Here is a 14391-nt window from a genome sequence, read left to right as displayed (position 1 = left end):
TAACACATTAATTTTTATATGCATTTTGAAGCACTAAAAATATAACTTTTGCTTTCAATATAAATTATAAAAACTACTTTTTAAGTAAAATAGTATGCCTAATGGTCTTTTTTGGCTTCTTCAATAATATTATGAAACTCTTGACTTGCTACGACGATTTCTTCTAACAGCTCCATCTGTTTTTTGGAATCTAAAAGTTTAGTGTCGATGTTTTTGGTTTCCAAATAATCAAAAAACAAGTAGTGATAGTCTTCGGGAATATTGAGATCGACCATTAGAAGGGTCTTGTTAAAGAAATTACTTTTAGAAAAAAGGGAATCCATACGCTTATAGGAAATCGGTGTAAAGAGTTCTTTTTTGCGTTTCTTTTTGAAAAGTTTGCCAATCATCTTGGCAATGGCAACAAAATCAATATTACCACTGGGCTGGTGACCATATTTCCAAGGATTTCTTTTAATGTCTTCAGCGATTTGGTTTTTGACTTGGGTATTAAATCGAATGGTGTCGAATTGTTTTTCGCGTTCATCACGTAATAAAACAGCATCTAGTTCATTGATGGCTTTTTTTACTTCAATAATCATGATGTCTTCAAAATCTGAAGCCTTGATGGCAACTAATGCTTTTGTATGAAACAAGGAACTCACATACAAGGTATCTTTAATTTGAGCTGAAATGCTAAAGTCACCTTCATCATTGGTATAGGTCATGATATTTTGTGAGATGTTGACGACCAGTGCACCTTTTACAGTACTTTCAGCATCATAAACCTTACCTTTTAAGTTTTGGGAACTTAAATTAGACGTAACAAGAAATAAAATAAAAAATGGTAATAATCTTTGCAAGACTTAGTTGGTTTGATATTTCAAATATGTATAAATATCGACAGAAAGTATTGAGGATTAAGATTATTTAACACAGAGGTTTTCATTTTTTTAACTAAAAACAGAGATGATTTCTTGTGTGATTCTTGCAGGTCTTTTTGTTTCGTGTGAGATCAAACACCAAATGGTTTCTGATGTTGTCAAAAGTTTCCCTGTGTCCTTGTTGTATATATCTACCATACGGATAGATTTTACGCCTTCTGATGTTTTGACATAGGTTTTTAATAGTAGAACATCACCTAGAACAGCTTCCGATTTGTATTGAATGTGGTGACTTATCATGACCCAAAAAAATAGGGATCTTAGGTCTTCTGAAGTATTTGAAGTCCAATCTGCTTCAGCGATATCTTGAACCCATTGTACATAGCGTACATTATTCACATGGTTTCTAGAATCAAGATCACTTTCAGTAACAGTTATGGTTTTTTCGTAAACCTTCATAATTATTTCTCGAATACTTCAACTTCAAAAAGTTTATCCCAACGTTTTCCAGTAATGAAAAGAGTTTGTGTTTCAGGATTATAAGCAATTCCGTTTAAAACGTCCAATCCTTGATGTTGGGTAACCATAGACCGCAAAGGAGAAAAGTCAATGACACCTTCAACAGCACCATTTTCTGGATTGATAATGGCTACACCGTTTTTTTGATAGCGATTGGCAAAGATTTTACCATTGACCCATTCCATTTCGTTGATGCCAATAATTTTCCCTTTATTGGTGTATACTTGAATTTTAGAGTCTTCAGTTAGAGTCTCTGGATTGAGCAACCAGATATTTTCGGTGCCATCACTTTTGTAGAGTATAGAACCATTGTTGCAAATTCCCCAACCTTCTTTGCTTTGGCCATATTTAAAACTATTGGTTTTTTCGAAGGTATTGACATCGTAAACGAATCCTATATTTTCTTGCCAAGTGAGTTGGTAAATCTTATCATTCAAAATCGTTAGTCCTTCACCAAAATAAGAACTGGATAAGTCAATATTTTTAAGCACTTCTCCAGTTTTGAAATCAACTTTTCTCAATTTTGATTCTCCATACTGTCCTGTGCTTTCATATAACTCGCCATTGTAAAATTCTAAACCTTGGGTGTAAGATGTGATATCGTGTGGATATTCATTTATGATCTTATAGCCATAAATTTTTGGTAATTGATTGTTCAAGATGGTAATTTTTGTACTGATAGCTTCGGAAGTATCTCCAAGATCAATCGTTGCAGTAACGGTTTGGACTCCCAGTTTAAAATTTGAAACCTCTAGGTTTTCTTGTATGGGCTTGTCATCAAGTTTATAGCTTACTGATTTTATATCAATGTTTTCAGGATTATTGATTGAAAACTTGATGGTATTTCCAAGAGCGACAGCGTTGTCTTTAGCATTTGTACTAATAGATAAGGATGAAATCTTTGATTTTGAGTCGCCACAAGACACAAAAAACAAACCTATTACAATGATTATGAGAAATTTATTGATTGACATTTATGTTTGAATTTTAATGCAAGGTATTTAATAAAATTCGCTTTAAAAAATCATTGTAAAAGTATTAAAAGATTGTATCTTTGCAGTCGGCAAGTCCTACACAACCAGCTCCTGCTTAATCCTCCAGGTCGGGAACGAAGCAAAGGTACGCGGTCGTAGCGGTGTGATGTAGGTAGCTTGCCTTTTTTTGTGCGCTAAATTCAGCATTTATTCATAAAATTGAATTTTGAATTTGTATTTTACCAACAGAAACGCAGTATCATGTCTAAAGTTGTTTTAATAACAGGAGGATCTTCAGGAATAGGTAAAACTGTTGGTGAATTTTTATTTCAAAAGGGGTTTAAAGTCTTTGGTACCAGTAGAAATCCAGAACGTTATAAAAATTCAAGTATAGATTTAGTGGCATTGGATGTGACCGATTCTAATTCTATTAAAAAAGCGATAGCTACTGTTGTCGAAAGAGCTGGACGAATTGATATTCTTATCAACAATGCTGGAGCAGGTATAACTGGTCCGATGGAAGAGATTCCACTACAGGAAATGAAACGCAATTTCGATACTAATTTTTTTGGTCCGATAGAAGTCATTAAAGCCGTGCTTCCTCAAATGCGCTCTCAAAATTCAGGTTTAATAATCAATATCACATCAATCGCTGGATATATGGGATTGCCATATAGAGGTGTGTATTCTGCAAGTAAAGGTGCTTTGGAATTGATTACGGAAGCCTTCAGAATGGAAATCAAGGATTTTAATATCAAAATGACCAACTTGGCACCTGGCGATTTCGCTACAAATATTGCAGCTGGAAGGTATCATGCTCCAGTAGTTAAAGGGTCGCCTTATGAAACTAAGTATGGAGAGGTTCTGAAATCTATTGATGAAGATGTTGATAGTGGTAATGATCCACTTATGGTGGCAAAAGCTGTTTATAAAATCATAAACACGAGTACACCTAAAATTCACTATAAGGTGGGTGCTTTCATGCAAAAATTTTCAATTGTTTTAAAGCGCATTCTACCAGATAAAGTTTATGAAAAATTATTGTTGAATCATTACAAGCTCTAGTATGTGGTATGTTTTTTGAGGTAGATTTTTTAAATCTTTCATCATGAAAAAACAGCTACTCTCATTTTTTCTTTTATCCCTTTTTTGTTTTACCAGTTGCGATAATGTATTGGAATGCGTTTTCAATAAGCGACCAGAAATTCACGATACCACTTTTGGAAGAGGTCAAGTAGGTGTGTATTATTATGCCGAAGTCACGACTGAAATTAAAAACGAAGCTAACGATGACGATTATGGTTACAATTATGAACTTTATGGCGACCTTCCCGATGGCATCCAAATGTTTGTAAATTACAGGACAGTTTCATTTGAAGGATTGCCCGAAGTAGCTGGACGATATACGTTTACATTATTGTTGTACGTGGATCCACCTTTGGTTTATGATGAGTATTCAAATTCCTATCAAGACAATATGTGCTCGCATTCGACTTCCAAGGATTTTTCAATCGTCATTGAATAATACCTGTTGTTAATATATTTTTATAAAAACTTGGAATGAAAGCTAGGTTAAAGTTGTAATTTCGCAGCAATAATTAACACAACAGAATCGCTTAAAGCTTTTTATAGTTCTAATGCGATTGAATTCAAATCAATCTTTATGAAATTTTTTATTGATACTGCAAATCTTGATCAGATCAAAGAAGCCCAAGACATGGGTATCTTAGATGGTGTTACAACCAATCCATCATTAATGGCTAAAGAAGGTATTACAGGCCATGATAACATTATGAAACATTATGTAGATATCTGCAATATTGTTGATGGTGATGTTTCTGCTGAAGTCATCTCAACTGATTTTGAGGGTATGGTTAGAGAAGGGGAAGCCTTGGCTGAACTTCATGATCAAATCGTCATTAAATTACCAATGATCAAGGATGGTGTCAAAGCTTGTAAATATTTTAGTGATAAAGGCATTAAAACCAATGTAACTTTGGTGTTTTCTCCAGGACAAGCACTATTGGCAGCCAAAGCAGGAGCTACTTACGTATCGCCATTTATTGGTCGTTTAGATGATATCTCTACCGACGGATTGAATCTAATCGCTGAAATCAGAATGATTTATGATAATTATGGATTTGAAACTGAGATTTTAGCTGCTTCAGTTCGCCACACGATGCACGTTATAGATTGTGCTAAATTAGGAGCTGATGTTATGACTGGACCTTTAAGCTCTATTGCAGGATTGTTAAAACATCCTTTGACAGATATTGGTTTGGAAAAGTTTTTAGCCGACTATAAAAAAGGAAATTAAGCGTATTGAATCAACAATACTTTTATAAGCGCTCTTTACTTGGTTATTGAGCGCTTTTTAAATGTTCTGGAGTTAAGCTTATTGAGATAATCATATATATCATCACTGAACAAACTTACATTGGAGTTGACAATTTGTCCGCCTCCATTTACAATAAAAATCTTGTGGGTAAAGGTGATAACATAAGTATCTATAGCTTCATTTGGATTTGAGAACTTGTACTCTTTAATGGTTGGATAGTTTAAACTTCTAACTGTTTTTTTCCAATATTTAAAATCGTTGTCATTAAAATTAATAGCCACAAAATTGATGTTTGGGAATTCAGATTTTAGCTTCTTGATTTTATAATGACTATTTCTTGAGTGTAGCTTGAAGTTTGAAGACCAACAATAAAAAACGGTTGGTGAATCTATTAAATTTATGAGGTTTGTTTTAGTACCATCAATGCTGATTAATTCAGTGTCTGGGATAATATTGCCAGGTCTTAAGTTATTGACACGTACAACTAAATTTTGTAATTCTGTCTTGTCATCAGTATTTGTGCTTTTCTTCAGATAAAAATCGGCTATCTCATTGGTTTCATCTTGATCATCCGAATTAAGTACAAAATCTCTTGTGATGTGTTTCAGTAAATAATTTTTAATAGTAGAATTGGTTAGGCTGCTATCAACAAGTCTTAGCTTTTCAATATTATAGTCTAAAGCCATTCTATCAAAAGTATGATGTCTACCTTCTTGGTAATACTCTTTTAGGGCGAGATTGTTAAAATGCCAAAATAAGAATCGGTTGTAGACATACAATTCTTTTAAACTTTCATCATTTAAATCAACGTCTTTTCTAAAATCATAAAAGCCCTCTGGTAAATCCTTAAAATGAATCAACTGTTTATTGCCATAATATCCGAATGGATACATTTCGTGATAGGCGTAATAGTTGTAATTAATGCTATTGGTTGCAATGGTCTTGAATAGGTCTGTGCCAGATTTTTTTGAAAGAAACTCGTCTAAGTACTCAAGTTTACGTTCGCGAAGTTTGTCCATGTGCTCCACAAATACTTCAGGTTCAAAATGACTGGTTTTTCTGAATTCTTTATTTTCAGCTTCATTATCTAAAAAAGATTGAATAAAGTAATTGTTCTTTTTTGAACCAATACCAGTAAAAACAAGAGATTCATCAAAATCATTGGTGTTTAGTCTAAATAATAAACTATCCTTAGGTTCAAGAAGAATCATTTGGTATTCACCACCATGTGTAAATGTGTATAATCCAGGTTGTAAATTATCAACTTTATGAACAAAGCGGTTATTGTCGTCAAGATATATCGTATCCTTACCTCCAGAAACTCTACTAAGCGTCACATAGTTATTACTCGGATTGATAATTTCACCACCAAAATAAGCGTAATTTCCTTTAGCAGAATCGGTGTTTCCACAACTCACTAAAACGAAAGCTAAGAAAGTAATAAACGCGAAATGTTTCATGTACATGATGTAGGCAGTTCAATATCGTAACAAAAATAGAGTATGCAAGTGCAATCTCTTGTTAATACGTTGTTAAATATTGTATTTGCAAGCTTTTCGAGCGCTTCTGTAGAAACTTATTAATGTTATTGTCTTCATTCAATCAATAGAATTTTCTACTTTTGCAAAAAATTTAAATACACATTTATGTTATCAGTGTCAAACCTCTCTGTGCAATTTGGAAAACGAGTTCTCTTTGATGAAGTGAATACGACATTCAATAATGGAAATTGCTACGGAATTATTGGAGCTAATGGTGCCGGAAAATCAACGTTTCTGAAAATCCTCTCAGGTAAACAAGAACCAACTTCAGGACATGTACATTTAGAGCCAGGAAAACGTATGTCTGTTTTAGAACAAAATCATAATTTATATGATGAGCATACGGTTTTGGAAACTGTAATCATGGGAAACAAACCTTTGTTTAAGTTAAAATCTGAAATCGATGCTTTGTACGCAGATTATACAGATGAGAACGCAGAAAAGATTGGTGAGTTGCAAGTGCAGTTTGAAGAAATGAACGGTTGGAATGCAGATAGTGATGCTGCTGCATTACTTTCTAATCTTGGGATTAAAGAGGATTTGCACTATTCCATGATGAAGGACTTAGATGGTAAACAAAAGGTTCGTGTCTTGTTGGCACAAGCCCTTTTTGGAAATCCTGATGTACTGATTATGGATGAGCCTACCAACGATTTAGATTATGAAACGATTTCTTGGTTAGAGAACTTTTTGGCAAATTATGATAACTGTGTTATAGTGGTATCTCACGATAGACACTTTCTCGATGCGGTTTGTACACATATATCAGACATTGATTTTGGAAAAATCAACCATTATTCAGGAAACTATTCGTTTTGGTACGAATCCTCACAATTAGCTGCTAGACAACGTGCTCAGCAGAATAAAAAAGCTGAGGAGAAAAAGAAGGAATTAGAAGAATTCATTAGAAGGTTTTCTGCCAACGTCGCTAAATCAAAACAGGCGACCAGTAGAAAGAAAATGATTGATAAATTGAATATTTCAGATATCAAGCCTTCAAGTAGAAGATATCCAGCGATTATATTTGAGCGAGAGCGTGAAGCTGGAGATCAAATCTTAAATATTGAAAACTTATCGGCTTCCATTGATGGTGAAATCTTATTTCAAAATGTAGACATCAATCTAGCTAAAGGTGATAAAGTTGTAGTTTATTCAAAAGACTCAAGAGCTACTACTGCTTTTTATGAAATTATAAATGGTAAGGAAAAAGCAGATTCTGGATCGTATTCTTGGGGTGTCACGACCACGCAATCATACCTTCCATTAGATAACAGCGACTATTTTAAGAATAAATTGACCTTGGTTGATTGGTTGAGACAATGGGCTACAACTGAAGAAGAAAGAGAAGAAGTATATATAAGAGGTTTTCTTGGTAAAATGATTTTCAGTGGTGAGGAGGCCTTGAAAACGGCCGATGTGTTATCTGGTGGTGAGAAAGTACGTTGTATGTTGAGTCGTATGATGATGGTAAGAGCTAACGTGCTTATGCTAGATGAACCAACCAACCATTTAGATCTTGAAAGTATTACGGCATTCAATAACTCTTTGAAGAATTTTAAAGGAACAGTAATGTTGACAACACATGATCATGAGTTTGCTCAAACCGTTGGTAATAGAATTATTGAATTAACACCTAAAGGTGTTATTGATAGATATATGACATTTGATGAATATATGGCAGACAAAAAGCTGAAGGAACAGCGTGACAAAATGTATGCTGTGACAGCTTAAATAAAAAACCCTGAAAATATTTTCAGGGTTTTTTATTTACTGGTTTGCTTCTAGTTCATTTCGAACAGTATCTATTATAGGCTTTGCTTTTGTAAGTTCTTCATCACTAACATAAAGCTCTTGAAAACCTTGAATCGAAGCCCCAAAACCGGCAAGTCGACCTGATTCTGATTCGTCCTTTATAATGGCGTTGATACCAGCATCTTCTAATCGTTGCTTAACAAGTTGTACCATTATAAAACTACCTGAAAACACTTTTATATAATCTTGATTTGTCATTGTTATCATAAATTAAATGTAACTGTAATTTACGAAAAAAATCTTGTTTATGTAAATAATTAAAGATTGGAATGAATGTTAAATATTTGATAATAGATATGAATTTTTGTTTAATTATTATGTATATTTGTTGAACAAAATATAATTATCGCTAGATAATATTTTGATTGATTTAGTTAGGTTGTTGAAAAGCCATGTTCTTTCGAGCATGGCTTTTTGAGTATTTATCTGTCCGTTTTTAATCAATATCCAATAAGTTTCTTAAATAATTACAGGATTAATAAATTTTGTCAATTTCAATATTAGATATTGGAATCTTTCTTCACTGTAAATTCGTTTTCAAATGTTTTAAATTTATGGAAACAAAAAAATAATAAAATGGATAATACACACAACTACGACATCAATGAAAGTGATGCCAACAAATGCCCTTTTTTAAGTGGAACACAAAAGAAAGTAGCAGGTGGTGGTGTCAAAAACAGAGACTGGTGGCCAAATGAATTGAAACTTAATATTTTGCGTCAGCATTCTCCAGAGTCAAATCCTTACGGTAAAGATTTCAACTATGCCGAAGCTTTCAACAGTATTGATTTTGCAGAACTTAAAAAAGACGTCATTAACTTGATGACTGACTCCCAAGATTGGTGGCCAGCAGATTATGGACATTATGGTGGATTTATGATTAGAATGGCTTGGCATAGTGCCGGAACTTACAGAGTAGGTGATGGACGTGGAGGTGCAGGTGGTGGAAATCAACGATTTGCACCGATCAATAGTTGGCCTGATAATGGAAACTTAGATAAAGCACGTTTACTATTGTGGCCAATAAAGAAAAAATATGGTAAGAAAATTTCTTGGGCCGATTTGATGATTTTAGCTGGAAACTGTGCATTGGAATCTATGGGATTCAAAACTTTTGGTTTTGCTGGTGGAAGAGAAGATATTTGGGAACCTGAGCAAGATGTGTATTGGGGAAGTGAAACAGAATGGGGAGCTAATGATGATCGTTATGGTAGTAGTGATGATTATGAAAATCGTGATTTAGAGGATCCTCTTGCAGCTGTAATGATGGGTTGGATTTATGTGAATCCGGAAGGACCAGATGGAAAACCTGACCCTATGGGTTCAGCTAAAGATGTAAGGGAAACTTTTGGTCGTATGGCCATGGATGATGAAGAAACTGTTGCGCTTGTCGCTGGTGGACATACCTTCGGAAAGGCTCATGGTGCAGCAGATCCAGGAAAATATGTTGGGGCAGAACCGCATGGCGCTTCCATTGAGGAAATGAGTACAGGTTGGAAAAACACCTTTGGAACAGGTGTTTTAGATGATACCATTACTAGTGGTATTGAAGGTGCTTGGACGCCAAACCCAACACAATGGGATCATGATTATTTTGATGTACTTCTTAATTATGACTGGGAATTGACTAAAAGTCCAGCGGGCGCACATCAATGGACACCAACAAAAGAATCTAATGCAAGAATGGCTCCTAAAGCTGGAGATCCAAACGGAAAGCAAGCATTGATGATGACAACAGCAGATATCGCACTAAAAACAGATCCTGCTTATCTTGAAATTTCAAAGCGTTTCCATAAAGATCATAAAGCATTTGAAGATGCCTTTGCTCGTGCTTGGTATAAATTGACACATCGTGATATGGGACCTATCGATCGTTATTTAGGTCCAGAAGTTCCGAGTGAAGAATTATTATGGCAAGACCCAATTCCAAAAGTAGATTATAAACTTAGTGATGCTGATATTGACAAGCTTAAAAACATGATTCTAGCGTCTGGTTTAACCGTATCACAATTGGTAAGAACCGCTTGGGCTTCTGCTTCAACATTTAGAGGATCAGATAAAAGAGGTGGTGCCAATGGAGCAAGACTTCGACTAGAACCACAACGTAGCTGGGAAGTAAATAATCCTAATGAACTAAATAAAGTATTGAATGTTTATGAAGGCATTCAAAAGGATTTTAGTAGTGAGGTCTCAATTGCCGACTTAATCGTGCTTGGTGGATCTGTAGGTGTTGAAAAAGCTGCTAAAAATGCAGGTTACAATATTGAAGTGCCTTTTTCTCAAGGTAGAGGAGATGCTACTCAAGAACAAACCGATATTGAAGGGTTTAACTATCTTCGACCGCTTGCTGATGGATTCAGAAACTATATTAAGAAAGACCTAGAAGTTGCAGCTGAAGATTTATTGGTTGACAGAGCCAATCTTTTAACATTAACGGTTCCAGAAATGACTGTTTTAGTTGGAGGATTAAGAGTTCTAGGCGCTAACTATGATGGCTCAAAATATGGTGTGTTTACGGATAATGTTGGTAGCTTAACCAATGATTTCTTTGCAAACTTATTGGATTTCAGTATCACTTGGAGAGCGACTTCAGAAGACGACAGATATTTTGAAGGACGTGATCGTAAGACAGGTGAAGTGAAGTTCACAGGTACTCGTGCCGATTTGATCTTTGGTTCTAATACCGAATTGAGAGCGGTTTGTGAAGCTTATGGAGCTAGTGATGGAGAAGAGAAATTTGTAAAGGATTTCGTTGCTGCATGGACTAAAGTCATGAATTTAGATCGTTATGATCTAAAATAGATTTCTTTAGAATAGTAATAACCTTAAAAGGAATGAGAGATAAATTATCTCATTCCTTTTTTTATAAAATTTTAAAATGGACGATATTGATTTGTTTTTCGAAGCTATAAGATCTAATGATAAAGACCGAATTGAGGCCTTGTTGAACATTAATCCATCATTGGTGAATGGAAAAGACATGAGAGGGTTTACTCCTTTAATCTTTGCTTCATATTTTGATAATCTTCAAGCTGTTAATATACTTTTAAAGCACAAAGCTCAGATTGATGGAAAAGATACTTCTGGAAATACGGCTTTAATAGGAGTTTGTTTCAAAGGAAATACAGAAATTGTTGATACTTTGATCCAAAATGGCGCAAATGTGAATGCTGTAAACAATAACGGAACGACACCTTTGATGTTTGCAACAATGTATGACAAGAAAGCGGTTATTGAAAAACTTCTCAAAAATAAAGCGGATACTTCAATTAAAGACAATGAAGGTAAAACAGCTTATCATCATGCTAAGGAAAAAGGATTTGAACACTTAAGTGAGCTCCTGGAAGCATAAGCATAATAAAAATAAAAGCCACTTCATATGAAGTGGCTTTTAACTTAAGATAATTATAATTTAGTTATCAATAGAACCCATAACACGTTGCATAAATGCATTTAGAGCGTCCTTTTTAGGTTGGCCTTCACGCATCATTTTGTGCACTTCAAGAGCACCATACATATTAGAGATGAGCTCTCCAATAACATCTAACTCTTCATCTTTTAATGAAGGAACTTCAGTTAGGTTTTCAAGAGTTTCAATACTTTCAACCAAAAAGTCCTCATCATTGTCTTCAATAAACTGTGTCAGGTGTTTAATTACTGGTAACTTCATTGACTAAATCTTTTAAAACTTCAAACTTGTTGGTTTGGGTTTGGTTTACAAAATCACCTTTCTTAAAGGTTGCAAACGTAGGTAAATTATCTACGGTTGCTAGCTTTCTTGATTCAGGAAATTTTTCTGCATCAGCCAAGATAAAAGCCACACCTTCATTTTCAGTTGCTAGCTTTTTGAATTTAGGCTTCATGATTCTACAGTTGCCACACCAACCAGCTGAATATTGAACTACCACAGTATCGTGCTCAGATACCAATTCAGATAAATTGTCTAATTCTAATTCCTTGACCATAAGTTCTTAGTTTAAATGTGCTTTAAGGTAATTAGCAGTGTCTTTAGCATTAGGCTTCATAGCTTCTTTACCTTCTTCCCAGTTTGCTGGACAAACTTCTCCTTTTTCCTGAACATGAGTATAGGCATCAATCAAACGTAAAAATTCATTGACGTTTCTTCCTAATGGCATGTGGTTCACACTTTCGTGAACAACCGTTCCTTCTTCATCAATAATGTATGTTGCTCTGTACGTTACATTGTCACCTTCAACAGTCACTAGGCCTGTTTCCTCGTTGTAAGTTTCGTTCGTGATGTCTAAAATTCCAAGTGCAGATGCTAAGTTTCTGTTAGAATCGGCTAAAATTGGATATGTAACACCTTCAATACCTCCATTGTCTCTAGCGGTATTCAACCATGCAAAGTGCACTTCAGGAGTATCACAAGAAGCTCCAATAACAATCGTGTTTCTTTTTTCGAATTCAGCTAAAGCGGCTTGGAAAGCATGTAATTCTGTCGGACAAACAAATGTGAAGTCTTTTGGGTACCAGAACAGTAATACTTTTTTGTTGTTGTTAACGGCTTCTTCTAAAACATTTAGTTTGAAAGTGTCGCCCATGTCATTCATTGCATCGACGTTCAAGTTTGGGAATTTTTTTCCTACTGTTGCCATAATTTTGTATAGTTTAAGTTGTTTGTTACAATTTTCAGTACAAAACTACTTACAAAAAAAGGCCTTCTATATAAGTGTTAATTATATAATGTTATTTCAATATAGCAATGGAATATGGCTTCAAAATGAAGGTGTATATTTTATCGATTTGATAAAATGAACATTGAGAAAATAACAACTTGACAATAATGATGGCAATTCAGTAAAAGAATCCTTAAGCCGTTCTTCTAAGTTGCTTGATCTTAATTTGAAATGCAGCAAAAAATAAGGTTGTGAACGGACTCAACCAGTTGAAAATGGCGTACACAAAATAGTCATCAACTCCTACACCAAGTACTCCTGATTGGTAAGCGCCACAAGTGTTCCAAGGAATTAATACCGAAGTAACTGTTCCCGAATCTTCAAGGGTTCTACTCAAGTTCTCAGGTGCTAATCCTTTATCGTCAAATGCTTTTTTGAACATTTTACCAGGAATAACAATCGCTAAATACTGATCAGAAGCAATTGCATTTAAACCTAGGCAGCTAAATACGGTGCTTGCAAACAACCCGAAAATTGTGGTTGCAACCGACAATAAGGCTTGAGTGATTCGCGATAAGGCACCAATAGCATCCATAATACCACCAAAAACCATAGCGCATATAATTAAAAAAATAGTCCACAACATACCTTGCATGCCACCTGCTGAAAACAAATCATTTAAGGTTTCATTATCTGTTTCAATAGTTGTGTCGGTTAAAATAGAAGTGATGACAGCATCCAACTTTGAAGTCGATAACTGCGTTAAAATTTCAGACTGGAAAATAAACGCAAAAATGGCAGCTAATATCACACCAGCTCCTAATGCTATTAAGGGCTTTGTTTTCAAAAGTATTAAAGCAATTACTACTGTAGGAACTACAAATAGCCATGGCGTTATATTGAAAGTTGTCCCAATGGAACCTAATAAATTACTAATATCTGTTTTTCCAGATGTTTCTATAGTGAAGCTCAAGATGCTAAATGCAATTAATGTGATAATAATGGTTGGTACAGTGGTAACTGTCATATAACGAATATGCGTGAACAAATCTGTTCCAGCCATTGCTGGCGCCAAATTTGTGGTGTCACTCAATGGCGACATCTTATCTCCAAAATAGGCACCTGAAATGACAGCGCCAGCAATCATTCCTGGATGAATACCAAGTGCAGTACCAATACCAACAAGTGCGATGCCAACGGTTGCTGAGGTTGTCCATGAGCTTCCTGTTGCTAACGAAATGATGGCAGAAATCACTACTGAAGCAGGTAAGAAAATTTCTGGACTTAAGACTTTGAGTCCGTAATAGACCATAGCGGGAATTACACCACTCACGAGCCATGTTCCAGCCAAAGCACCAACTAGTAAAAGAATCATGATAGGGATAAAAACACTTTTTAAATTTTCCCAAACTTCAGCAATCATTATAGAGGGTTTGACTTTATTCATAAAGCCACCAATCATAGCCACAAAACCGCCAATCAATAAAATAATTTGATTGGTATAAGCTCCAAACCATTCTTGATCTTCAACAAAAAAGATATTGTAAGTCAACAATCCCATTAAAATCACAACCGGAACAAGCGCTTCAAAAATATTGAGCTCTTTGTTCTTTACAATGTTTTGTTTGTCGGCTTTAAATTTGGAAATATTGTCGTCTTGCATAGTTGGTAACTTTAAGTTTTGTAATGTTACGATTTTGTAAAGCG

15 protein-coding genes and 1 other RNA gene are annotated in these 14391 nt (G+C 34.8%); 7 read left to right on the top strand and 9 right to left on the bottom strand.

Translation table 11 applies throughout. The features are described from left to right. Positions 1 to 98: 98 nt before the first annotated feature. From AB9K26_RS07620 to AB9K26_RS07610, 3 genes are all read right to left on the bottom strand, one after another. On the bottom strand, positions 99 to 842 hold the full coding sequence (locus tag AB9K26_RS07620; RefSeq protein ID WP_369971958.1) for a hypothetical protein: 744 nt from the start codon (positions 840 to 842) through the stop codon (positions 99 to 101). A gap of 90 nt (positions 843 to 932) precedes the next feature. Continuing rightward, positions 933 to 1322, bottom strand: a complete 390-nt coding sequence (locus AB9K26_RS07615) for an acyl-CoA thioesterase (protein WP_369971957.1) — start codon at positions 1320 to 1322, stop codon at positions 933 to 935. Between the two features lie 2 nt (positions 1323 to 1324). Continuing rightward, the gene (locus AB9K26_RS07610; protein WP_369971956.1) at positions 1325 to 2356 is read right to left on the bottom strand and encodes a glutaminyl-peptide cyclotransferase; all 1032 of its coding nucleotides are present in this window, start codon (positions 2354 to 2356) and stop codon (positions 1325 to 1327) included. 87 nt (positions 2357 to 2443) lie between these two features. Here AB9K26_RS07610 and ffs point away from each other — a divergent pair. The 4 genes from ffs (at position 2444) to fsa (ending at position 4673) form a co-directional block, all read left to right on the top strand. Next, positions 2444 to 2542, top strand: an RNA gene (gene ffs / locus AB9K26_RS07605) — signal recognition particle sRNA small type. A 75-nt stretch (positions 2543 to 2617) separates the two neighbouring features. After that, positions 2618 to 3421, top strand: a complete 804-nt coding sequence (locus AB9K26_RS07600; RefSeq protein WP_369971955.1) for an SDR family oxidoreductase — start codon at positions 2618 to 2620, stop codon at positions 3419 to 3421. A 43-nt stretch (positions 3422 to 3464) separates the two neighbouring features. Next, positions 3465 to 3881, top strand: a complete 417-nt coding sequence (locus tag AB9K26_RS07595; RefSeq protein WP_369971954.1) for a hypothetical protein — start codon at positions 3465 to 3467, stop codon at positions 3879 to 3881. Between the two features lie 138 nt (positions 3882 to 4019). Beyond that, positions 4020 to 4673, top strand: coding sequence for a fructose-6-phosphate aldolase (gene fsa, locus AB9K26_RS07590; protein ID WP_369971953.1), 654 nt, complete (start codon positions 4020 to 4022; stop codon positions 4671 to 4673). A gap of 35 nt (positions 4674 to 4708) precedes the next feature. On the opposite strand, the gene AB9K26_RS07585 is transcribed toward fsa, so the two are convergent. Next, a complete protein-coding gene (locus tag AB9K26_RS07585; RefSeq protein ID WP_369971952.1) occupies positions 4709 to 6154 on the bottom strand; it encodes a TlpA family protein disulfide reductase in 1446 nt (481 codons plus the stop codon). Positions 6155 to 6340: 186 nt separating this feature from the next. Here AB9K26_RS07585 and AB9K26_RS07580 point away from each other — a divergent pair, with 186 nt between their 5' ends. Further along, on the top strand, positions 6341 to 7966 hold the full coding sequence (locus AB9K26_RS07580) for an ABC-F family ATP-binding cassette domain-containing protein (RefSeq protein WP_369971951.1): 1626 nt from the start codon (positions 6341 to 6343) through the stop codon (positions 7964 to 7966). 36 nt (positions 7967 to 8002) lie between these two features. Here AB9K26_RS07580 and AB9K26_RS07575 read toward each other — a convergent pair whose 3' ends face one another. Further along, a complete protein-coding gene (locus AB9K26_RS07575; protein WP_369971950.1) occupies positions 8003 to 8245 on the bottom strand; it encodes a putative signal transducing protein in 243 nt (80 codons plus the stop codon). A 378-nt stretch (positions 8246 to 8623) separates the two neighbouring features. Here AB9K26_RS07575 and katG point away from each other — a divergent pair, with 378 nt between their 5' ends. Then, entirely contained in the window at positions 8624 to 10849 is a 2226-nt protein-coding gene (gene katG, locus AB9K26_RS07570) for a catalase/peroxidase HPI (protein ID WP_369971949.1), read from the top strand. A 76-nt stretch (positions 10850 to 10925) separates the two neighbouring features. Then, positions 10926 to 11399 (top strand): ankyrin repeat domain-containing protein, encoded by a 474-nt coding sequence (locus AB9K26_RS07565; RefSeq protein WP_369971948.1) that lies wholly within the window; start codon positions 10926 to 10928, stop codon positions 11397 to 11399. A 60-nt stretch (positions 11400 to 11459) separates the two neighbouring features. Here the strand turns inward: AB9K26_RS07565 and AB9K26_RS07560 are convergent, their stop codons facing one another. From AB9K26_RS07560 to AB9K26_RS07545, 4 genes are all read right to left on the bottom strand, one after another. After that, entirely contained in the window at positions 11460 to 11717 is a 258-nt protein-coding gene (locus tag AB9K26_RS07560) for a hypothetical protein (RefSeq protein WP_369971947.1), read from the bottom strand. Next, positions 11698 to 12012, bottom strand: coding sequence for a thioredoxin family protein (locus AB9K26_RS07555; protein ID WP_369971946.1), 315 nt, complete (start codon positions 12010 to 12012; stop codon positions 11698 to 11700). The genes AB9K26_RS07560 and AB9K26_RS07555 overlap by 20 nt, the downstream gene beginning before the upstream one ends. Before the next feature lie 6 nt (positions 12013 to 12018). Further along, complete coding sequence (locus tag AB9K26_RS07550; RefSeq protein WP_369971945.1) at positions 12019 to 12663, bottom strand: peroxiredoxin; 645 nt, start codon at positions 12661 to 12663, stop codon at positions 12019 to 12021. A gap of 214 nt (positions 12664 to 12877) precedes the next feature. Beyond that, entirely contained in the window at positions 12878 to 14347 is a 1470-nt protein-coding gene (locus AB9K26_RS07545; RefSeq protein ID WP_369971944.1) for a Na+/H+ antiporter NhaC family protein, read from the bottom strand. Positions 14348 to 14391: the final 44 nt, after the last annotated feature.

Origin of the sequence: Psychroserpens sp. XS_ASV72, from assembly GCF_041224425.1 — a bacterium.
Lineage (GTDB): Bacteria > Bacteroidota > Bacteroidia > Flavobacteriales > Flavobacteriaceae > Psychroserpens.
Note: the sequence above shows the minus strand (reverse complement) of the source record. Positions and strands in the feature narration are given on the sequence as shown.

What these genes read in the sequence shown, in the direction of transcription:
- AB9K26_RS07565 (WP_369971948.1), top strand. Translation starts at nt 10,926, where the DNA reads ATGGACGATATTGATTTGTTTTTCGAAGCTATAAGATCTAATGATAAA.
- AB9K26_RS07545 (WP_369971944.1), bottom strand. Translation starts at nt 14,347, where the DNA reads ATGCAAGACGACAATATTTCCAAATTTAAAGCCGACAAACAAAACATT.
- AB9K26_RS07560 (WP_369971947.1), bottom strand. Translation starts at nt 11,717, where the DNA reads ATGAAGTTACCAGTAATTAAACACCTGACACAGTTTATTGAAGACAAT.
- AB9K26_RS07550 (WP_369971945.1), bottom strand. Translation starts at nt 12,663, where the DNA reads ATGGCAACAGTAGGAAAAAAATTCCCAAACTTGAACGTCGATGCAATG.
- AB9K26_RS07595 (WP_369971954.1), top strand. Translation starts at nt 3,465, where the DNA reads ATGAAAAAACAGCTACTCTCATTTTTTCTTTTATCCCTTTTTTGTTTT.
- fsa (WP_369971953.1), top strand. Translation starts at nt 4,020, where the DNA reads ATGAAATTTTTTATTGATACTGCAAATCTTGATCAGATCAAAGAAGCC.
- AB9K26_RS07580 (WP_369971951.1), top strand. Translation starts at nt 6,341, where the DNA reads ATGTTATCAGTGTCAAACCTCTCTGTGCAATTTGGAAAACGAGTTCTC.
- AB9K26_RS07575 (WP_369971950.1), bottom strand. Translation starts at nt 8,245, where the DNA reads ATGACAAATCAAGATTATATAAAAGTGTTTTCAGGTAGTTTTATAATG.
- AB9K26_RS07610 (WP_369971956.1), bottom strand. Translation starts at nt 2,356, where the DNA reads ATGTCAATCAATAAATTTCTCATAATCATTGTAATAGGTTTGTTTTTT.
- AB9K26_RS07615 (WP_369971957.1), bottom strand. Translation starts at nt 1,322, where the DNA reads ATGAAGGTTTACGAAAAAACCATAACTGTTACTGAAAGTGATCTTGAT.
- katG (WP_369971949.1), top strand. Translation starts at nt 8,624, where the DNA reads ATGGATAATACACACAACTACGACATCAATGAAAGTGATGCCAACAAA.
- AB9K26_RS07585 (WP_369971952.1), bottom strand. Translation starts at nt 6,154, where the DNA reads ATGAAACATTTCGCGTTTATTACTTTCTTAGCTTTCGTTTTAGTGAGT.
- AB9K26_RS07555 (WP_369971946.1), bottom strand. Translation starts at nt 12,012, where the DNA reads ATGGTCAAGGAATTAGAATTAGACAATTTATCTGAATTGGTATCTGAG.
- AB9K26_RS07600 (WP_369971955.1), top strand. Translation starts at nt 2,618, where the DNA reads ATGTCTAAAGTTGTTTTAATAACAGGAGGATCTTCAGGAATAGGTAAA.